Here is a 21,006-nt window from a genome sequence, read left to right as displayed (position 1 = left end):
AGCGGGCTTGCCCGCGAAGAGGCCGGAATTGCCAACCAATTTCTGGCTGGTTGCCACATTTACGTGCACCTGTGCCAAACCATTTTCCCGCATCGCCCGATTTTGGTGCTGTACTGCCTCAGGCAACCGAAGAAAGCGCCAGCGCTGCTGGATGGCATAAGTCTTGCGCGCTTTCCAATACGCTCAAGGCTCGCAGGAGGCACGCCGTGTCGATTCATGTCGCATTGCACCACGTCACGCATTACCGCTATGACCGCGCTGTCGAACTCGGCCCGCAGATCGTTCGCCTGCGTCCCGCCGCCCACAGCCGCACGCGGATTCTGTCCTATGCGTTGAAAGTCTCCCCCGAACAGCACTTCATCAACTGGCAGCAGGACCCTCAGGGCAATTACCTGGCGCGGCTGGTGTTCCCGGAAAAAACCGAAGAATTGCGAATCGAAGTCGATCTGCTGGCCGAAATGGCGATCTTCAATCCGTTCGACTTCTTCCTCGAACCCTACGCGGAAAAAATCCCCTTCACCTATGCCGAGGATGAGCGCAAGGAGCTGGCGCCGTACCTGGAAACCCTGCCCCTGACGCCGAAGTTCAAGGCCTACCTGGACGGCATCGACCGCACACCGTTACCCGCCGTGGACTTTCTCGTCGCGCTCAACCAGCGTTTGAGCGAAGACATCGACTACCTGATCCGCATGGAGCCCGGCGTACAAACACCTGAGCACACCCTCGACCAGGCCTCCGGTTCGTGCCGCGACTCCGCCTGGTTGCTGGTGCAACTGCTGCGCAACCTGGGGCTGGCGGCGCGTTTCGTGTCGGGCTACCTGATCCAGCTGACCGCCGACGTCAAAAGTCTCGACGGTCCGTCCGGCACCGACGTGGATTTCACCGACCTGCACGCCTGGTGCGAGGTGTACCTGCCCGGCGCAGGCTGGATCGGCCTGGATGCAACCTCCGGGCTGTTTGCCGGTGAAGGACATATTCCATTGGCCTGTAGTCCCGATCCGTCCTCTGCGGCGCCGATCAGTGGTTTGGTGGAACCCTGCGAGTGCGAATTCAGCCACGAAATGTCCGTGGAGCGGATTTGGGAAGCACCACGGGTCACTAAGCCCTACAGCGACGATCAGTGGCTGGCGATCCAGGCCCTGGGCCGACGGATCGATGCCGACTTGCTGGAAGGCGATGTACGCCTGACCATGGGCGGCGAGCCGACCTTTGTTTCCATCGATGACCCGGACGGCGCCGAGTGGAATACCGCGGCGCTGGGGCCGGATAAACGACGGTTGTCCGCCGAACTGTTCCAGCGCATGCGCAAGCACTACGCGCCCCAGGGGCTGGTGCATTTCGGGCAGGGCAAGTGGTATCCCGGCGAGCAACTGCCGCGCTGGTCGCTCAATTGCTACTGGCGCCGTGACGGCGTACCGATCTGGCACAACAGCGCGCTGATCGCCGACGAGCAGGAGGATTATGGCGCCGACGGTGCGCTTGCCGGGCGTTTTCTGGCGAGTGTCGCCGAACGCTTGAAGATTCCGACACGCTTTGTGTTCCCGGCCTACGAAGACAATTTCTATTACCTCTGGCGCGAAGGCATGTTGCCGCAAAACGTCAGCGCCGAAGACTCACGCCTGGAAGAGCCATTGGAGCGTGCGCGTCTGCGCAAGGTCTTCAGTCAAGGCCTGGACAAGGTCATCGGCCAGGTTCTGCCGCTGGCGCGCACCGCCAAGGGCGACCAATGGCAGAGCGGGCGCTGGTATCTGCGCGACGAGCACTGCCGTCTGGTGCCGGGGGATTCTCCACTCGGATATCGCTTGCCGCTGGGTTCGCAGCCTTGGGTGAAGGCGGCGGAGTATCCGTTCATTTATCCGCAGGACCCGAATCAGGATTTCCCGCCGCTGCCCGACACAGGGCAGCTTCAGAGCCAAGGCGCTGGCGTCGCAGAAGACCGTGCGCCAAACATCGACGAATCCGCCGACTGGCTGACCCGCACGGCGCTCTGTGCCGAGGCGCGGGAAGGCCGTTTGTACCTGTTCATGCCGCCGCTGGAACGGGTCGAGGATTACCTCGAGCTGGTCGCTGCCATCGAAGCCACCGCGCAAGAGCTGATGTGTCCGGTGTTGCTGGAGGGGTATGAGCCGCCGAGCGATCCACGCCTGAGCAACTTGCGCATCACCCCGGATCCGGGGGTGATCGAGGTCAACGTGCAGCCGTCCGCGACCTGGGATGAGCTGGTCGAGCGCACCGAATTCCTCTATGAAGAGGCGCGCCAGACTCGGCTGACCACCGAGAAATTCATGATCGACGGCCGGCATACCGGCACGGGCGGTGGTAACCATTTCGTGCTGGGTGGCGCGACACCGGGGGACTCACCGTTTCTGCGTCGCCCGGATCTGCTGCGCAGCCTGATCAGCTACTGGCATAACCATCCGTCGCTGTCCTACCTGTTTTCCGGATTGTTCATCGGCCCGACGTCCCAGGCGCCGCGGGTCGATGAGGCGCGCAACGATGCCTTGTACGAGCTGGAAATCGCCTTCGCGCAGATGCCTGAAGCGGGTGAGGAGTGCCCGCCATGGCTGGTGGATCGACTGCTGCGCAACCTGCTGATCGATGTAACCGGCAACACCCACCGCGCCGAGTTCTGCATCGACAAACTCTATTCGCCGGACGGTGCCACCGGGCGCCTCGGATTGCTGGAGCTACGTGCGTTCGAGATGCCGCCCCATGCGCGCATGAGCCTGGCGCAACAATTGTTGCTGCGGGCGCTGGTTGCGCGGTTCTGGCGCGAGCCCTATGCGCCGCCGAAACTGGCGTGCTGGGGCACGGAGCTGCACGATCGCTTCCTGTTGCCGCACTTTATCGAGCAAGACTTCGCCGATGTCATCGTCGATCTCAACGCCGCGGGTTATCCGGTGCGGGCCGAATGGTTCGCCGCGCATCTGGAATTCCGTTTCCCCAAGGTTGGCGACTACGCCGTCAGCGGCATTGCGCTGGAACTGCGCCAGGCGCTCGAGCCCTGGCACGTGCTGGGCGAAGAGGGCGCCATGGGCGGTACGGTGCGCTACGTGGATTCGTCACTGGAGCGTTTGCAGGTCAAGCTCAGCGGCTTGCCGCCCCAGCGATATCTGCTGACCTGCAACGGCATTCCGGTGCCATTGCAGCCCACCGGGCGTGTAGGCGAATTCGTCGCGGGCGTGAGATTCCGTGCCTGGCAACCGGCTAACTGCCTGCAACCGACCATTGCGGTCCACGCGCCCCTGGTGTTCGACCTGCTCGACACCTGGATGCAGCGCTCGCTGGGCGGTTGCCAGTACCACGTCGCCCATCCGGGCGGGCGCAACTACGACAGTTTGCCGGTGAATGCCAACGAAGCGGAGAGCCGGCGAATGGCGCGCTTCTTTCGCCTCGGACACACGCCGGGAAAGTTTCCTGTACCCAATCTGGAAATCAGCGACGAGTTGCCGATGACACTCGATTTGCGACGTTTCTAAACCGTACGCGACGCTCGGGTTTTTCGTATATCCGGGCGTCACGAGCCTGCGTTAGTCTGACCGTTCATTGCTGTCTGCCGAGCTTTCCATGCCTGACCTGCTAGACCGCTACCCGCTGACGGCGGGCACCTATCACGAACTGCTCGACGACAGTGGCGCCGTGCGCCCGCACTGGCGCCGGCTGTTCGAACAGTTGCAACGCAGCACGCCGGCACAACTGGTGCAGCGTCAGGCCCTGCTGACCCGGCAGATTCAGGAAAACGGCGTTACCTATAACGTCTATGCCGACCCCAAGGGCGCGGATCGGCCGTGGGAGCTGGACCTGCTGCCCCATGTCATCGCGGCTGACGAGTGGCAACAGTTGTCGGCCGGCATCGCTCAGCGGGCGCGGTTGCTCAATGCCGTGCTGGCTGACCTTTACGGTCCGCAACGGCTGATTGCCGAAGGTCTGCTGCCCGCCGAGCTGGTGTTCGGTCACAACAACTTCCTTTGGCCCTGTCAGGGCATCAGTCCGCCTGACGGAGCCTTTCTGCATCTGTATGCCGTGGATCTGGCGCGCACACCCGATGGCCGCTGGTGGGTGACGGCGGATCGTACCCAGGCGCCTTCGGGGGCCGGATATGCGCTGGAAAACCGCACGATCGTGTCCCGGGCCTTTCCCGAGCTGTACCGCGATCTGAAGGTGCAGCACCTGGCCGGGTTCTTCCGCACCTTGCAGGAAACCCTGGTCCGTCAGGCCCCGAGTGACGGAGACGCACCGTTGGTGGTGCTGCTGACACCGGGGCGTTTCAACGAAAGCTATTTTGAACATCTGTATCTGGCTCGTCAGCTCGGTTATCCGCTGGTGGAGGGCGGTGACCTGACGGTGCGCGATGCCACGGTCTACCTGAAGACCCTGAGTGGCCTGCGTCGGGTCCACGCGATCATGCGCCGGCTCGACGATGACTTCTGCGATCCGCTGGAGCTGCGAACCGACTCCGCCCTCGGCGTGCCTGGCCTGCTTGAGGCTGTGCGGCAGGGGCGGGTTCTGGTGGCCAACGCCCTCGGCAGCGGTGTGCTGGAATCGCCGGGTTTGTTGGGTTTTCTGCCGAAGATCAATCAATTCCTGTTTGGCGAAGAACTGATCCTGCCGTCCATCGCCACTTGGTGGTGCGGTGAAGCGCCGGTTCTGGCCCAGGCCCTGGAGAAACTTCCAGAGTTGCTGATCAAGCCGGCGTTTCCGTCCCAGAGCTTTGCACCGGTATTTGGCCGTGATTTGAGTGAAAAACAGCGCAAGGAGCTCGCAGAGCGCATGCAGGCGCGTCCTTATGCCTATGTGGCGCAAGAACTTGCTCAATTGTCCCAGGCGCCGATCTGGCAAGCCGAAGACGGTCAACTGCAACCCCGTGCCATCGGCATGCGTATGTATGCAGTGGCCAGCCGCGAGGGATATCGGGTACTGCCCGGTGGCTTGACCCGGGTCGCCGCCCAAGCCGATGCCGAAGTGGTGTCGATGCAGCGCGGCGGCGCCAGTAAAGACACCTGGGTGCTGGGCGATCGTGCGCCTAGCGGCGAACAATGGAAGGCCCAACGCAACATCGGTGTGCATGACCTGGTGCGGCGCGATCCGTACCTGCCATCGCGGGTGGTGGAAAACCTGTTCTGGTTCGGTCGTTATTGCGAGCGTTGCGACGACAGCGCCCGTTTGCTGCGCATCATGCTGGCGCGCTATGTCGACGGCGACGACCCACAAGCCCTGCAGGCAGCGGTGGACCTCGGCGAGCGGCTGATGCTGTTGCCCGATGAGGGCGAGTTGCCGGAACGCCTGTTGGCGGCGCTGCTCGGCGATGACTGGCCGTTCAGTCTGCGTTCCAACCTGCAACGCTTGCAGTGGGCTGCTTCGCAGGTGCGCGGCAAGCTCTCGCGGGAAAACTGGCAGGCGCTGGTGGAGTTGCAGCGCGAAGCCATGGAGCTGGAAACCGAAGAGCCGGATTTCGGTGAGTTGCTGGATTTTCTCAATCGTCTGGTGATGTCCCTGGCGGCGCTGTCCGGCTTTGCCCTGGACGACATGACCCGGGATGAAGGCTGGCGTTTCCTGATGATTGGTCGGCGAATCGAACGCCTGCAATTTCTCAGCGGCAGCCTGGCGGCGTTCCTGCGGGGCGCCGGGGCTTTCGATCAGGCCGGGCTGGAGTGGTTGCTGGAACTGGGCAACAGCAGCATCACTTACCGTTCTCGATACCTGGCGGTGGCGCAGCTGATCCCGGTGCTCGACCTGCTATTGCTCGATGAGCAGAACCCTCACGCCGTGTTGTTCCAATTGAAACTGGTGACCCGCACACTCAAACGCCTCAACGATGACTTTGGCGCGCCGCGTGAAGCAGCGCTGCCGCAATTGGTCGAGCGTCTGGCGCGATTCGATCTGGGCTGCCTGGAAAACCCGCTGTTCGGCGACGCGAGTGTTCGCGCTGCCATCGAGGGGCTGGCCGCGCTGCTGCAAGAGATCGCCGACGCCAGCGGGCAAGTTTCCGATCGCCTGGCGCTGCGGCATTTCGCCCATGTCGATGATGTCAGCCAGCGCACGGTGTCCGTCTGATGAGCGCTCACTACCAGATTTTCCACGACACCCATTATCACTACGACAGCCCGGTGTCCCTGGCCCAGCAACTGGCGCATTTGTGGCCGCGGCCTTGCGCCTGGCAGCGCTGCACCGACCGGCAATTGCAGATCAGTCCGCAGCCGACCTCGCGCCGCGATGAACTGGATGTATTCGGCAATCCGCTGACCCGGCTGGCGTTTGAACGTCCTCATGATGAGCTGCTGGTCAATGCCAGCCTCACGATCGAGGTACTTCCCCGGCCCGTGCTGGACTTCAATCTTTCACCCGCATGGGAAGACACCCGTAGCGCGCTGACTTACAGCAGTCAGTCACTGTCGCCCGAATTGCTTGAAGCCTGCCGTTACCGTTTCGAATCACCTTACGTGCATCTAAAGCGCAACTTCGTCGAATTTTCCGAGAGCTGCTTCCCGACGGGGCGGCCGCTGTTGCTCGGCGTTCAGGCTTTGATGGAGAAAATCTTCAGCGAGTTTACCTTCGATGCCGAAGCGACTCAGGTGGCGACGCCGCTGGTGGAAGTGCTGGAACGCCGACGCGGGGTCTGCCAGGATTTTGCCCACCTGATGCTCGCCTGTGTACGCTCCCGTGGATTGGCCGCGCGCTACATCAGCGGCTACCTGCTGACCCAGCCGCCACCTGGCCAGCCACGGCTGATTGGTGCCGATGCATCCCACGCCTGGGTCTCGGTGTTTTGCCCGGTGCTGGGTTGGGTGGATTTCGATCCGACCAACAATGTGCAACCGGCACTGGAGCACATCACCCTGGCCTGGGGCCGGGATTTTTCCGATGTGTCGCCGTTGCGGGGGGTGATTCTTGGGGGAGGGAACCACGACCCGGAAGTTCGCGTCACTGTGATGCCACTGGATTAACGAAGATCAACTGTGGGAGCGAGCTTGCTCGCGATAGCGGTGTGTCAGTCAATTTGATATTGGATGTGCGGCCGTCATCGCGAGCAAGCTCGCTCCCACAGGGAATTACGGTGTGTTTGGGTCATTCGATTGGCCTGTGTGGGTCGGCAGCAAAGCTGCCAACCCTTTACACAGATCCGGTGGGCCGGATCAGATCAACCGGCCCGGAGGTTCTCAGGCGTCGGGAGCCGAGTCTTTCGGTGCATCAACATCGTCTTCTGCCGCCACTTCACCCTCAGGGTTCAGTGCCGCTTCTTCAGCTGTAGCTTTCTTGCGCTGAAGCTTTTCCTCTTTCTTCTGCTCCTTGGCCAAGTCTCTCTGACGTTTGGCGAAGGAATAATTAGGTTTAGCCATGGGCGATCCTCTGGGGTCGAAGGTGAGGTTGAGCGGCGCATATTCTGCCCTGTATCGGTGCCGAGCCGTTAGCTGGGTTTTTGCTCGGCCCATTTTGGCGCTATGGACGGTTGCCAGGCATCCAGAGCATCGAGCAGGGTTTGCGGCGATTCGCTCACTTGCAGCATGTCACGGTGCTGCCCGCGAACGAAGCCTTCGCCGACGATGTGATCAAGAAAAGACGTCAATTTGCTGTAGAAACCATTCACTTCCAGCAAACCCAGCGGTTTGCCGTGGTAGCCGAGCTGGCCCCAGGTCCAGACTTCGAACAGCTCTTCGAGGGTGCCAAGGCCGCCGGGCAGTGCGATAAAGGCATCGCTGAGCTCGGCCATCCGCGCCTTGCGCGCGTGCATGCCATCGACGACTTCCAGGCGAGTCAGGCCGCTGTGGCCGATTTCCTTGTCTTTGAGGCTTTGCGGGATGATGCCGATCACTTCACCGCCGGCCGCCAGGGCCGCATCGGCGACGATGCCCATCAAGCCCACGGCGCCACCACCATACACCAGGGTCAGCTTGCGCTCGGCCAACGCCCGGCCAAGGGCCACGGCTGCTTCGCGGTAAGCCGGGTTGGTGCCGGTGCTGGCACCACAAAATACACAAACGGATGTTAAAGACATGCCTTGCTCCTTGGTCGATCAGGGCCACAGAGTAAAGGCAGGCGCACGGCACTCCAAGGGCTAGACTTGGTGTTCCGGGGTTTCGTACGTGCCGCTGGCGCCGCAGGCGTAGGCGGCCAGCAAACTGCACAACAAGCTGTTGATCGACATGACAGACATTCCAATTGAAGGGGGGCGGCCTGATGATAGGCCCGGGCCAGACACTTGGCCGGTAGATATTTCGCATCGGTGCCATAGCGCGAAAGTTGTATACAATTTTTGATTCAAGTCATATGAACTTGCGAAGTTTTCAGGCAGTCTTCTGTTTATTCGCGATTTCCTTAACCCTGCCTTGGAGATTCACCATGTTTGCCAAACTTGTTGCGGTATCCCTGTTGACACTGGCCAGCAGCCAATTGATGGCTGCAGAGTGCAAAGTCACCGTCGACTCCACCGACCAGATGTCTTTCGACACGAAGGCCATTGAAATCGACAAGAGCTGCAAGACGTTTACCGTGGAACTCAAGCATTCCGGCAGCTTGCCGAAGAACGTCATGGGCCATAACTGGGTGCTGAGTAAAGAAGCCGACATGCAGCCGATCGCCACCGACGGCCTGAGCGCCGGTATCGACAAGAACTACCTGAAGGAAGGCGATGCCCGCGTGATCACCCACACCAAGATCATCGGCGCCAAGGAAACCGATTCGGTGACCTTCGATGTGTCCAAGCTCGATGCCGCTCAAAAGTACGGTTTCTTCTGCTCGTTCCCGGGCCACATCTCGATGATGAAAGGCACCGTGACTCTGAAGTAAGACTGACCACCGCGTTATCGTTCATCGCGGGCAAGCCACGCTCCCACAGGGCCGCCACCGTACCTGTGGGAGCGGGCTTGCCCGCGAAGGGGCCAGAAGCATCGATGCCTGTTCTGGCCAAAGAAAAAGCCCGCTGAAGCTCAACACTTCAGCGGGCCTTTTCATTCACTCACGCCTCAAGGCGCAAACGGCATCACCCGCTTGTGATGGGTCTTGTTGTACGTATTGCAAATGATCTTGAACGCCTCTTCACGCACCGGGTTGCCGTGCAGGAACGCATCGATCTCGGCATAGGTCACGCCGTGTGACGCTTCGTCCGGTTTGCCGGGCGACAGGTCCTCCAGATCGGCGGTCGGGACTTTCTCCACCAGCGACTCCGGCGCGCCGAAGCTGCGGGCGATGGCGCGGACCTGATTTTTCACCAGGCCACTCAGTGGCGCCAGGTCGCAGGCGCCGTCACCGAACTTGGTGAAGAAACCCATCACCGCTTCCGCCGCGTGATCGGTGCCGATCACCAGGCCATGGGCCGCGCCGGCGATGGTGTACTGGGCGACCATGCGCATGCGCGCCTTGGTGTTACCGAGCACGAAGTCCACCGACACCGCATGTTTGCCTTCGAAGGCCGCCACTTCATTGGCCAGGGATTTGACCGCCGGACCGATGTTCACGGTGTGGCGCTCGTCCGGCTTGATGAAATCCACTGAAGCCTGGGCGTCATGTTCATCGAACTGGGTTTCGTAGGGCAGGCGCACGGCGATGAATTTGTAGGCGGCATCACCGCTGCGCTGGCGCAGTTCACGGACGGCCCGTTGGGCCAGCAGGCCGGCGGTGAGGGAGTCGACACCACCACTGATGCCCAGTACCAGGGTCTTGAGCCCGGAATTGACCAGGCAGTCCTGAATGAAGGTCACCCGCCGGGCGACTTCGGCCTCAAGGGCGGCTTCGTCGGCGAATGGCGGCTGGACCTTGAGCTGTTCAGCAATCTCACGCTGTACGGCTTGCATGAATTCACTCCTTGCTTGATGTACTTGAAAGGGCGGCAGGAACCTGGAAAACGTGTCGCAAGTAAGCGACGAAATTCGGGTCTTTACAGTGCGTCTTGCCTGGCTCGTCGGAGATCTTCGCCACCGGCTGGCCGTTGCAGGCGGTCATTTTAAGCACGATGCTCATCGGTTCGACACCCGGAATATCACACGTCAGGTTGGTGCCGATGCCGAAGCTGACATTGATCCGACCGCGCAGCGCCCGGAATATCTCCAGAGCCTTGGGCAGGGTCAGGCTGTCGGAGAAAGTCAGCGTCTTGCTCATCGGGTCGATGCCGAGCCTGTGATAGTGGGCGATGGCTTTTTCCGCCCAAACCACCGGATCGCCTGAGTCGTGGCGCAAACCGTCGAAAAGCTTGGCGAAAAACAGATCGAAATCGCCGAGGAAGGCATCAATGGTGATGCAGTCGGTCAGGGCAATCCCCAGCAGGCCACGGTATTCACGGACCCAGCAATCGAGTGCGGCGATCTGGCTGTCGATCAGCCGCGGGCCAAGTTGCTGGTGCGCCATGATCCATTCGTGGGCCATGGTGCCCAGGGGTTTCATGTCCAGCTCCCGGGACAGGTGAACGTTGCTGGTGCCGACGAAGCGTCCGGGGAAATCGTGCTTGAGCACATTCACCACTTCTTCCTGCACGCGGTAGGAAAAGCGACGACGGGTGCCGAAATCGGCCACCTGCAATTCGGACAATTCGTCGCTGCTGGCGTTGGCGCTCAGCCAGTCGAACTTGCGGTAGAGCTGCTCGCGGGCCTGTTCCAGCACGACTTCGCGGTAGCGATAGCGGTTGCGCACTTCGCTGACTAGCGCCAGCAGCGGCACTTCGAACAGGATCACATGCAGCCAGGGGCCCCGCAGGCGGATAAACAGTTCACCGTTTTCGAGGCCGGTGTGGATGTAACGCAGGTTGAAGCGAAACAACCCGAGAAAGCGCAGGAAGTCCGGCTTCAGGAAGCTGATGCGTTCCAGAAAGCTCAACTGGTCGGCGCTCAGGCTCAGTTCGGCCAGGCGCTCGATCTGGAATCGGATTTCCGCCAGGTACGGGCGCAAGTCCTCGCTGTTACGGCAACGAAACTCCCATTCGACTTCGACGTTCGGGTAGTTGTGCAGCACCGCCTGCATCATCGTCAGCTTGTAGAAGTCGGTGTCGAGCAGGTTCTGCACGATGTGATCGGCAAACACACTCTCGCTCATAACGGGAATCTCCGGCGTTGCAGCGGTATTGATCAGTGGCGCTAGTGGCGCATATCACTGGGCAGGATTGCCAGCAGTTTTTTGACCGCTGCAATTCCCCTGTGGGAGCCAGCTTGCTCGCGATAGCAACCGGTCAGGCGATATAAATGTTGAATGTGATGACGCCATCGCGAGCAAGCTCGCTCCCACAGGGGTTGTGCAAGGGTTTAATGTTGCATCACATCCGGGCTATCGATCTGCTCCAGCATCCACTTCACAAAGTCCCGCACCTTGGGGACTTCCGCCGAGTGCTCCGGGTAGGCCAGGTAGTAGGCATCGCTGCTGGGCATTGCATGCTGCCAGGGAATGACCAGCTTGCCGTCGGCCAGTTCCTCTTCCACCAGAAAACGGGGTAACAGCGCCACGCCGCAGCCGACCTGGGCGGCGCGGATGCACATGTAAAAGGTTTCGAAGCGCGGTCCGTGGTAGCTGTGCTCGGTGTGGTAGCCCTGATGGTCGAACCAGTCATGCCAGGCCTGGGGGCGGGAAGCGTTTTGCAGCAGGACCAGGTCAGTCAGTTGTGTCGGATCGGTAAACGGTGTGTCCGGCAGGCTGCCCGGGGCGCACACCGGCACCAGCTCTTCGCCGAACAGCTTCAGGCATTCGGTGCCGGGCCGTGAGCCCTGGCCGAAGTAGAACGCCAGGTCGCTGCGACCTTGCAGCAGGTCGTCGGCTTCCTGCTCGCTGCACAGGTCCAGATGGATCGACGGATGCCGCAGGCGCCAGCCTTTCAGGCGCGGCACCAGCCAGCGTGCACCGAAAGTGGGGGGCGTCGAAACCCGCAGGACTTCTGTTTCGCCACCGTAGGAACGCAGGTAATGGGTCGACATCTCGACCTGCGTGAGGATTTTTCGCACCTCAACCAGGTACAGATCGCCAGCCGGCGTCATCTGCAGGCGGCGGCGCACCCGGCGAAACAGCAGGTGCTGCAACAGCTCTTCGAGTTGCGCGACCTGTTTGCTCACGGCGCTTTGGGTCAGGTTCAACTCTTCGGCGGCCCGGGTGAAGCTCAAATGCCGGGTGACGGCCTCGAAGCACTGCAATGCAGCGATCGATGGCAAGTAGCGTTTATTCAGCATGGGCGGTCCTTGGTTCTTGTTTCTTATTGCCAGCAATGCACAGCATGAATAAACGGAATGATATCTCTCTTAAAGGTCGTTTGTTGAGTAACCTCCGGGCAGCTAAAACTACAGGTCTGATCAGCCGTGATTTTCCGGCTGCACGTGTTCTGTCTTTTGCTTGAGGAGTGACCCATGGTTGCCGCATTGCTTGATCGTCTAGGTGTGAACCCGGCCCTGTACCAGAACGGCAAAGTGCCGGTGCATTCGCCGATCGATGGCAGCAGGATCGCCGCCGTCAACTGGGAAGGCGCTGCTGAAGTCGAGCAACACATCAGTCGCGCAGATCATGCGTTCGAACTGTGGCGCAAGGTTCCGGCACCGCGCCGTGGCGAGCTGGTGCGGCAACTGGGTGACATCCTGCGTGAATACAAGGCCGACCTCGGCGAGCTGGTGTCCTGGGAGGCCGGCAAGATCACCCAGGAAGGCCTGGGTGAAGTTCAGGAAATGATCGACATCTGCGACTTCGCCGTCGGCCTGTCCCGTCAGTTGTACGGCCTGACCATCGCCTCCGAGCGTCCTGGCCACCACATGCGCGAAACCTGGCACCCGCTGGGCGTTGTCGGGGTGATCAGTGCGTTCAACTTCCCGGTGGCGGTCTGGGCCTGGAACGCCACGCTGGCGCTGGTCTGCGGCAACCCGGTGATCTGGAAACCGTCGGAAAAGACGCCACTGACCGCACTGGCTTGCCAGGCGCTGTTCGATCGCGTGCTGAAGAACTTCAGCGATGCACCACCGCACCTGAGCCAGGTGATTATTGGTGGTCGCGATGCCGGCGAAGCCCTGGTCGATGATCCGCGTGTCGCGCTGGTCAGCGCCACCGGCAGCACCCGCATGGGTCGTGAAGTGGCACCGAAAATCGCCGCGCGTTTCGCCCGCAGCATCCTCGAACTGGGTGGCAACAACGCGATGATCCTCGGCCCAAGCGCCGACCTGGACATGGCCGTTCGCGCGATTCTGTTCAGCGCCGTCGGCACCGCCGGTCAGCGTTGCACCACGTTGCGTCGCCTGATTGCCCATGAATCGGTGAAAGAAGAAATCGTCACTCGCCTGAAAGCCGCTTACTCCAAAGTGCGTATCGGCAACCCACTGGAAGGCAATTTGATTGGTCCGCTGATCGACAAGCACAGCTTCGAAAACATGCAGGACGCTCTGGAGCAGGCCTTGAGTGAGGGCGGCCGGGTGTTTGGCGGTGAGCGTCAGCTGCAAGACAAGTTCCCGAATGCCTACTACGTGTCGCCGGCTATCGTCGAAATGCCGGAGCAAAGCGATGTGGTCTGCCACGAAACCTTCGCTCCAATCCTGTACGTGGTTGGCTACAGCGATTTCCAGGAAGCCCTGCGCCTGAACAACGCCGTGCCACAAGGCCTGTCCTCGTGCATCTTCACCACCGACGTGCGTGAAGCCGAGCAGTTCATGTCGGCGGTGGGCAGCGACTGCGGCATTGCCAACGTCAACATCGGCCCGAGCGGCGCGGAAATCGGCGGCGCGTTTGGTGGCGAGAAAGAAACCGGCGGCGGTCGTGAGTCCGGCTCCGATGCATGGCGCGGCTACATGCGCCGCCAGACCAACACCGTGAACTATTCGCTGGAGTTGCCGTTGGCGCAGGGCATCACGTTCGATTGACAGGTGCCTTCCTGTAGGAGCGAGCTTGCTCGCGATGGACGTCAACGATAAAGCGTGTTTGCTGCATAACCGTGTTGCCCTGACGTTTTTCGCGAGCAAGCCCGCTCCCACATTTGAAGTATGTGTTTGTTAGGTTTCTGCTTGGAGTCTGGCAATGCCGTTACGCGAAGAGTGTCTGTGGGAAAAACTGACGCCGCAAAGGCCGGACAATTCGGCCCTCAAGGGCGAGGTCACGGTGGATGTCTGCGTCATCGGCGCCGGGTTTACCGGTTTGTCGGCGGCGGTGCATCTGCTGGAGCAAGGCAAGACTGTTTGCGTGCTGGAGGCCCATCGCGCCGGTCATGGTGGTTCCGGGCGCAACGTCGGGCTGGTCAATGCCGGGATGTGGATTCCCCCGGACGAGATCGAAGCCGGGTTTGGCGAGGCGGTTGGCAGCCAGCTCAACCGCATGCTGGGGGCGGCGCCTTCCCTGGTGTTCAGCCTTGTGGACAAGTACAACATCGATTGCCAGTTGCGCCGCGAAGGCACGCTGCACATGGCGCATAACGCCCGTGGCGAAGCCGACTTGCGCAGTCGTGAAGAACAATGGAAACGTCGCGGTGCGCCCGTAGAGCTGCTCACCGGTCAGGCCTGCGAGCAAGCCACCGGCACGAAAAAGATCGCCGCGGCATTGCTCGATCGCCGCGCCGGCACACTCAACCCGATGGCCTACACCACGGGGCTGGCCAAAGCGGCCATCGGCCTGGGCGGTCAATTGTTCGATCATTCCCCGGTCACCCGACTCGAACGTCAGGGGCAGCGCTGGTCAGTACAGACTGCCCAGGGCTCGGTCATGGCCGAGAAAGTGGTGATTGCCTCCAATGCCTACACCGAAGGCGACTGGACGGAGCTGCGGCGCAATTTCTTCCCCGGTTATTACTATCAAGTGGCCTCGGTGCCGCTGACCGAAGAAGCCGCCCGACAAATTCTGCCCGGTGGCCAGGGTTCCTGGGACACCCGCCAGGTGCTCAGCAGTATCCGTCGAGACAAAGACGGTCGCCTGCTGCTTGGCAGTCTCGGTAATGGCAATCAGAAACCGGCCTGGTTCCTCAAGGCCTGGGCCGACCGCGTGCAGCAGCACTATTTCCCGTACCTCAAACCGGTGGAATGGGAGTGCACCTGGACCGGTTGCATCGCCTTCACCCCCGATCATTTGATGCGCCTGTTCGAGCCGGCGCCCGGTTTGGTGGCAGTCACCGGTTACAACGGCCGGGGCGTGACCACGGGCACGGTGGTCGGCAAGGCCTTTGCCGATTACCTGTGTAACGGAAATCCTCAAGCGCTACCGATTCCCTTTGCACCCATGCAGCCATTGGCCGGGGTGGGGTTGCGCAGCTGTCTGTATGAGGCGGGATTCTCGCTGTATCACGCGGGCCAGTGCCTGCGGATCGTGATCTGAATGTTGATTTTTGCAGTGGGAGGCGGCGCTTTTTCGATCTGCGGCTAGCCTGTAGTGGTGCGGGTTGTAGCAGTCCCGCACCAGCAGTGTGCACTTCGGTGACGCACGTTGTTACAGGCTGGTTGCACGTTGTTTAAAGCCGCGGTTGCAATGATGGCGCAGTAGGGTTGCGCCTCAAATAAAAAATGGTTTTACCTTCCGCGGTTTAGACGGTTGCACGCCCAATGAAAATGGGACCGAAACAGTCGAAATAACAAGAAAGCAGCGACTTTTTTCAGAATAAAAAACCGATGGCACGGCCCTTGCTCTGAGCATTCAGTGAAGTCGCAGTGCCAATTAAAAAAACCATGGAGCACCACCTCATGTCCCAGACGTTTTACAAGAAAGGCTTTCTGGCCCTCGCAGTGGCAACTGCGCTGGGTGTTTCTGCGTTTGCTCAGGCTGACATCAAGATCGGCGTAGCGGGACCAATGACGGGCGCCAACGCGGCATTTGGCGAACAGTACATGAAGGGTGCACAGGCCGCGGCCGATGCGGTCAACGCGGCTGGCGGGGTTAACGGGGAAAAAATCGTACTGGTCAAGGGCGATGACGCCTGCGAACCGAAACAGGCTGTGACGGTCGCCAAGGACCTGACCAACCAGAAAGTCGCCGGCGTAGTCGGTCACTTCTGCTCCTCCTCGACCATTCCGGCCTCCGAGATCTACGACGAAGCAGGCATCATCGCCATCACCCCGGGTTCCACCAACCCGGCCGTTACCGAGCGCGGCCTGAGCGCCATGTTCCGTATGTGCGGGCGTGACGACCAGCAAGGCATCGTGGCCGGCGACTACATCGTCGACGTGCTCAAGGGCAAGAAAGTTGTCGTGCTGCACGACAAGGACACCTACGGCCAGGGCCTGGCGGATGCTACCAAGGCTCAACTGGTCAAGCGCGGCGTAACGCCTGTGCTGTATGAAGGCCTGACCCGTGGCGAGAAAGACTTCAGCACCATCGTGACCAAGATCCGCGGCGCCGGCGCTGACGTCGTCTACTTCGGTGGTCTGCACCCGGAAGCCGGTCCTCTGGTGCGTCAACTGCGTGAACAAGGCCTCAAGGACGTCAAGTTCATGTCCGACGACGGCATCGTGACCGACGAACTGGTGACCACCGCTGGCGGCCCGCAATTCGTTGACGGCGTGCTGATGACCTTCGGCGCCGACCCACGCCTGCTGCCAGACAGCAAGACCGTGGTAGACGCCTTCCGCAAGGCCGGTACCGAGCCTGAAGGCTACACCCTGTACGCCTACGCTTCGGTCCAGACCCTGGCAGCAGCCTTCAACGGCGCCAAGTCCAACAAGGGCGAAGAAGCGGCTGCATGGCTGAAGAAAAACCCGGTCAAGACCGTCATGGGCGAGAAGACCTGGGACAGCAAGGGCGACCTGAAAATCTCCGACTACGTGGTTTACCAGTGGGACAAGGATGGCAAATACCACCAGCTGGAAAAACAGAAGTAAGGGCTGACTCAATTGGGTGAACCCCACGGTTCCCCTGTGGGAGCGAGCTTGCTCGCGATGACGGACTTGCAGGCAACTCATTCGTTGAATGTTAAACCGCAATCGCGAGCAAGCTCGCTCCTACAGGGGGCCGTGGTGGCCTGCCTGATCGTGGCTGACATTGCTCCGACGTATATCTGTATTTTCCTTAGAGGAACCGCACAGCCACATGTGCAGGTTCTCATTGCGTGAGATTGCGTTATGGATGGTATTTTCCTGCAGCAACTGGTCAACGGCCTGACCCTCGGGTCGGTCTATGGCCTGATCGCCATCGGCTACACAATGGTCTATGGCATCATCGGCATGATCAACTTCGCCCACGGCGAGGTTTACATGATTTCCGCTTACCTCGCGGCAATCAGTCTGGCTCTGCTGGCTTACTTCGGTATCGAATCTTTCCCGCTGCTGATGCTTGGCACACTGATCTTCACCATCGTCGTCACGGCGGTGTATGGCTGGGTCATCGAGCGTGTCGCCTACAAACCCCTGCGTAACTCCACTCGACTCGCCCCGCTGATCAGTGCGATCGGTATCTCACTGATCCTGCAAAACTACGCACAGATCTCCCAGGGCGCGAAGCAACAAGGCGTTCCGACTTTGCTCTCGGGTGCCTGGCGCGTTGATATCGGTACCGGTTTCGTTCAGTTGACCTACACCAAGGTCTTCATTCTGGTCGCAGCGTTCGTCGGGATGGGCCTGCTGACCTACGTCATCAAGTACACCAAGCTCGGCCGCATGTGCCGTGCAACCCAGCAAGACCGCAAGATGGCTTCGATCCTGGGGATCAACACCGATCGGGTGATTTCCTACGTGTTCATCATCGGTGCAGCGATGGCGGCCCTGGCCGGCGTGCTGATCACCATGAACTACGGCACATTCGACTTCTATGCCGGCTTCATCATCGGGATCAAGGCGTTCACTGCCGCGGTGCTCGGCGGGATTGGTTCACTGCCTGGCGCGATGCTCGGCGGGATCATTCTCGGGATTTCCGAGTCGCTGTTTTCCGGTCTGGTGAACTCGGACTACAAAGACGTTTTCAGCTTCTCGCTGCTCGTTCTCGTTCTGGTCTTTCGGCCTCAAGGCCTGCTCGGCCGTCCTCTTGTGTCGAAGGTGTAAGCGATGTCTTCAACCACTAAAAAAACCATTGATCTCAAAAGAAGCCTGGTTGACGCGATTCTTGCCGGCCTGGTTGCCCTGATTGTGTTCGGCCCGATTGTCGGCGTAGTCCTCGATGGCTATGGCTTCAATATGGAAACGAGCCGGGTGGCCTGGATTGTCGCCATCGTCATGGCCGGTCGCTTTGCCCTTAGCCTGTTCCTGCAAACCCCCAAGGGCCTGAGAATCCTCGAGGGTTTTGAAACCACCGGGTCCGGGGTCCATGTACTGCCGCCTGATTACAAATCCCGGCTGCGCTGGATCATCCCGCTGATGATTGTTATCGCGGTGGTGTTCCCGTTTTTCTCCAACTCGTACCTGTTGGGCGTGGTCATCCTCGGGCTGATCTACGTGCTGCTGGGGCTGGGGCTGAACATCGTGGTCGGCTTGGCCGGCCTGCTCGACCTTGGTTACGTGGCGTTCTACGCCATCGGTGCCTACGGCCTGGCGCTCGGTTATCAATATCTTGGGCTGGGCTTCTGGACGGTGTTGCCGTTGGCGGCGATTACCGCCGGACTGGCCGGTTGCATCCTCGGTTTCCCGGTGCTGCGCCTGCACGGTGATTACCTGGCGATCGTGACCCTGGGCTTCGGTGAAATCATTCGGTTGATCCTCAATAACTGGCTGACCCTGACCGGCGGCCCGAATGGCATGGCAGCGCCGTTGCCCACTTTCTTCGGCATCGAGTTCGGAAAAAGGGCGAAAGAGGGCGGGGTGCCGTTCCATGAGTTCTTCGGCATCGCCTACAACCCTGACGTGAAGTACTACTTCATCTACGCCGTGTTGTTCCTGGTGGTCCTGGCCGTGCTGCACATCAAGCATCGCCTGACCCGCATGCCGGTCGGCCGTGCCTGGGAAGCGCTGCGTGAGGACGAAATCGCCTGTCGCTCCATGGGCCTGAACCACGTGCTGGTCAAGCTCTCGGCATTCACCATTGGCGCCTCGACGGCAGGTCTGGCCGGGGTGTTCTTCGCCACCTATCAGGGCTTCGTCAACCCGACCTCGTTCACCTTCTTCGAATCGGCACTGATCCTCGCCATCGTGGTACTGGGTGGCATGGGTTCGACCATAGGCGTCGTAATTGCAGCCTTCGTGCTGACCGTCGCCCCGGAGCTGCTGCGTGGCTTCGCCGAGTACCGCGTGCTGCTGTTCGGCATCCTGATGGTGTTGATGATGATCTGGCGACCGCGCGGCCTGATTCGGATCAGCCGTACCGGTGTGACCCCGCGTAAAGGAGTAGCGCCATGAGCGAAGTCGTACTCAGTGTAGAAAAACTGATGATGCACTTCGGCGGCATCAAGGCGTTGAATGATGTCAGCCTGAAGGTCAAGCGCAACTCGATCTTCGCCCTGATCGGCCCCAACGGCGCCGGCAAGACCACCGTGTTCAACTGCCTGACCGGGTTCTACAAGGCCTCCGGCGGCAAGATCGAACTCAACGTGCGTGGGCAACAGACCAATGTCATCCAGTTGCTCGGCGAATCGTTCAAGCCGACCGACTTCGTTTCGCCAAAAAGCTTCATCACCCGGATGCGCTACAAGATGTTCGGCGGCACCCACCTGGTGAACCGCGCCGGCCTGGCACGGACCTTCCAGAACATTCGCCTGTTCAAGGAAATGTCGGTGCTGGAAAACCTGCTGGTGGCCCAGCACATGTGGGTCAATCGCAGCATGCTCGCCGGCATCCTCAACACCAAGGGCTACCGCAAGGCCGAAAGCGATGCGCTGGACCACGCGTTCTACTGGCTGGAAGTGGTGGATCTGGTGGACTGCGCCAACCGCCTGGCCGGTGAGCTGTCCTACGGTCAGCAACGCCGCCTGGAAATCGCCCGGGCCATGTGCACCCGTCCGCAGATCATCTGCCTCGACGAACCGGCCGCCGGCCTCAACCCTCAGGAAACCGAAGCGCTGAGCGCGATGATCCGGCTGCTGCGCGACGAGCACGATCTGACCGTGGTGCTGATCGAACACGACATGGGCATGGTTATGAGTATCTCCGACCACATTGTGGTGCTGGACCACGGCATCGTCATCGCCGAGGGTGGCCCCGACGACATCCGCAACGACCCGAAAGTGATCGCCGCTTATCTGGGCGCGGAAGAAGAGGAGGTGGTATGAGTAAACCCATCCTCGAGCTCAAGGAACTGGACGTGTTTTACGGGCCGATCCAGGCTCTTAAAGGTGTCTCGCTGCACATCAACGAAGGGGAAACCGTCAGCCTGATCGGCTCCAACGGTGCCGGCAAGTCGACCCTGCTGATGTCGATCTTCGGCCAGCCAAGGGCGGCGGACGGGCAGATCCTCTATCAGGGCGTGGACATTACCCACAAGTCGTCCCACTACATCGCCTCCAACGGCATTGCGCAATCGCCGGAAGGACGGCGGGTGTTCCCCGACATGACCGTCGAAGAAAACCTGCTGATGGGCACTATCCCCATTGGCGACAAGTACGCCAAGGAGGACATGCAGCGCATGTTCGAGCTGTTCCCCAGGCTCGAAGAGCGGCGTACCCAGCGGGCGATGACCATGTCCGGCGGCGAGCAACAGATGCTCGCCATCGCCCGGGCCCTGATGAGCCGGCCCAAGTTGTTGTTGCTCGATGAGCCAAGCCTGGGCCTGGCGCCGATCGTGGTGAAGCAGATCTTCGCCACCCTGCGGGAACTGGCCAAGACCGGCATGACCATCTTCCTGGTGGAGCAGAACGCCAACCACGCCCTGCGGTTGTCTGACCGGGCTTACGTGATGGTCAACGGCGAAATCCGCATGACCGGCACCGGCAAGGAGTTGTTGGTCAACGAGGATGTGCGTAGCGCCTATCTCGGCGGGCACTGAGTTTCAGTGGTTGTACACAAGCCCCGGCGCGCAATCGCCGGGGCTTTTTTACATCTTCAAAACACCACTGAACCCTGTGGGAGCGAGCTTGCGCGCGATAGCGGTGTGTCAGTCTCCACGATGCAAGTTGTGCCGCAGTCATCGCGAGCAAGCTCGCTCCCACAGGTTTTTGGCATGCCTCTGGGAAATTGTGGAAAACAATATTCCCAAGCTCGCAAAGCGCGACATAAAGCCGCTGCAAATAGT

The 21,006-nt window shown here is 60.6% G+C and carries 16 protein-coding genes; 11 read left to right on the top strand and 5 right to left on the bottom strand.

All coding sequences use genetic code 11. The features are described 5' to 3' along the window. The first annotated feature begins 206 nt into the window (after positions 1-206). The 3 genes from AC1RS8_RS00705 (at position 207) to AC1RS8_RS00695 (ending at position 6,944) form a co-directional block, all read left to right on the top strand. Positions 207-3,479 carry a transglutaminase family protein gene (locus AC1RS8_RS00705; RefSeq protein ID WP_493162098.1) on the top strand — a complete coding sequence of 1,091 codons (3,273 nt, stop codon included), beginning with the start codon at positions 207-209 and terminating at the stop codon, positions 3,477-3,479. Between the two features lie 88 nt (positions 3,480-3,567). Further along, a complete protein-coding gene (locus tag AC1RS8_RS00700; protein WP_340312314.1) occupies positions 3,568-6,054 on the top strand; it encodes a circularly permuted type 2 ATP-grasp protein in 2,487 nt (828 codons plus the stop codon). Further along, positions 6,054-6,944, top strand: a complete 891-nt coding sequence (locus AC1RS8_RS00695; RefSeq protein WP_489339649.1) for a transglutaminase family protein — start codon at positions 6,054-6,056, stop codon at positions 6,942-6,944. The genes AC1RS8_RS00700 and AC1RS8_RS00695 overlap by 1 nt, the downstream gene beginning before the upstream one ends. Positions 6,945-7,157: 213 nt before the next feature. On the opposite strand, the gene AC1RS8_RS00690 is transcribed toward AC1RS8_RS00695, so the two are convergent. Both AC1RS8_RS00690 and AC1RS8_RS00685 read right to left on the bottom strand, forming a co-directional pair. Beyond that, positions 7,158-7,337 (bottom strand): hypothetical protein, encoded by a 180-nt coding sequence (locus AC1RS8_RS00690; RefSeq protein ID WP_007973286.1) that lies wholly within the window; start codon positions 7,335-7,337, stop codon positions 7,158-7,160. Positions 7,338-7,405: 68 nt separating this feature from the next. Beyond that, complete coding sequence (locus AC1RS8_RS00685; protein ID WP_057397746.1) at positions 7,406-7,993, bottom strand: cytokinin riboside 5'-monophosphate phosphoribohydrolase; 588 nt, start codon at positions 7,991-7,993, stop codon at positions 7,406-7,408. A 344-nt stretch (positions 7,994-8,337) separates the two neighbouring features. On the opposite strand from AC1RS8_RS00685, the gene azu reads away from it, so the two are divergent. After that, positions 8,338-8,784: an azurin gene (azu, locus tag AC1RS8_RS00680; RefSeq protein WP_489339650.1), complete on the top strand. Its 447-nt coding sequence runs from the start codon at positions 8,338-8,340 to the stop codon at positions 8,782-8,784. Positions 8,785-8,960: 176 nt separating this feature from the next. Here the strand turns inward: azu and nadE are convergent, their stop codons facing one another. The 3 genes from nadE to AC1RS8_RS00665 all read right to left on the bottom strand — a co-directional run bounded on the left by nadE (position 8,961) and on the right by AC1RS8_RS00665 (position 12,137). Beyond that, positions 8,961-9,788 carry an NAD(+) synthase gene (gene nadE, locus AC1RS8_RS00675; RefSeq protein WP_489339651.1) on the bottom strand — a complete coding sequence of 276 codons (828 nt, stop codon included), beginning with the start codon at positions 9,786-9,788 and terminating at the stop codon, positions 8,961-8,963. A gap of 4 nt (positions 9,789-9,792) precedes the next feature. Continuing rightward, entirely contained in the window at positions 9,793-11,019 is a 1,227-nt protein-coding gene (gene pncB / locus AC1RS8_RS00670) for a nicotinate phosphoribosyltransferase (RefSeq protein WP_489339652.1), read from the bottom strand. A gap of 206 nt (positions 11,020-11,225) precedes the next feature. Next, on the bottom strand, positions 11,226-12,137 hold the full coding sequence (locus AC1RS8_RS00665; RefSeq protein WP_489339653.1) for a LysR family transcriptional regulator: 912 nt from the start codon (positions 12,135-12,137) through the stop codon (positions 11,226-11,228). Positions 12,138-12,311: 174 nt separating this feature from the next. Here AC1RS8_RS00665 and amaB point away from each other — a divergent pair, with 174 nt between their 5' ends. The 7 genes from amaB to AC1RS8_RS00630 all read left to right on the top strand — a co-directional run bounded on the left by amaB (position 12,312) and on the right by AC1RS8_RS00630 (position 20,760). Then, a complete protein-coding gene (gene amaB / locus AC1RS8_RS00660; RefSeq protein WP_057712224.1) occupies positions 12,312-13,802 on the top strand; it encodes an L-piperidine-6-carboxylate dehydrogenase in 1,491 nt (496 codons plus the stop codon). A gap of 154 nt (positions 13,803-13,956) precedes the next feature. After that, positions 13,957-15,240 (top strand): L-pipecolate oxidase, encoded by a 1,284-nt coding sequence (gene amaA / locus AC1RS8_RS00655; protein WP_057712223.1) that lies wholly within the window; start codon positions 13,957-13,959, stop codon positions 15,238-15,240. 362 nt (positions 15,241-15,602) lie between these two features. After that, on the top strand, positions 15,603-16,736 hold the full coding sequence (locus tag AC1RS8_RS00650) for an ABC transporter substrate-binding protein (protein ID WP_008048115.1): 1,134 nt from the start codon (positions 15,603-15,605) through the stop codon (positions 16,734-16,736). A 240-nt stretch (positions 16,737-16,976) separates the two neighbouring features. Continuing rightward, the gene (locus AC1RS8_RS00645; protein WP_007979705.1) at positions 16,977-17,891 is read left to right on the top strand and encodes an ABC transporter permease subunit; all 915 of its coding nucleotides are present in this window, start codon (positions 16,977-16,979) and stop codon (positions 17,889-17,891) included. A gap of 3 nt (positions 17,892-17,894) precedes the next feature. Further along, on the top strand, positions 17,895-19,178 hold the full coding sequence (gene livM / locus AC1RS8_RS00640; RefSeq protein WP_057712222.1) for a high-affinity branched-chain amino acid ABC transporter permease LivM: 1,284 nt from the start codon (positions 17,895-17,897) through the stop codon (positions 19,176-19,178). After that, positions 19,175-20,047 carry an ABC transporter ATP-binding protein gene (locus AC1RS8_RS00635; RefSeq protein ID WP_090452841.1) on the top strand — a complete coding sequence of 291 codons (873 nt, stop codon included), beginning with the start codon at positions 19,175-19,177 and terminating at the stop codon, positions 20,045-20,047. Before livM ends, AC1RS8_RS00635 begins: the two co-directional genes overlap by 4 nt. Then, positions 20,044-20,760 (top strand): ABC transporter ATP-binding protein, encoded by a 717-nt coding sequence (locus tag AC1RS8_RS00630; protein ID WP_057712220.1) that lies wholly within the window; start codon positions 20,044-20,046, stop codon positions 20,758-20,760. The genes AC1RS8_RS00635 and AC1RS8_RS00630 overlap by 4 nt, the downstream gene beginning before the upstream one ends. Positions 20,761-21,006 lie beyond the last annotated feature (246 nt).

It is taken from the genome of Pseudomonas sp. GW821-FHT12A04, from assembly GCF_058807755.1.
The sequence above is the reverse complement of the archived record's forward strand: the minus strand, read 5'-3'. Positions and strand labels throughout refer to the sequence as shown.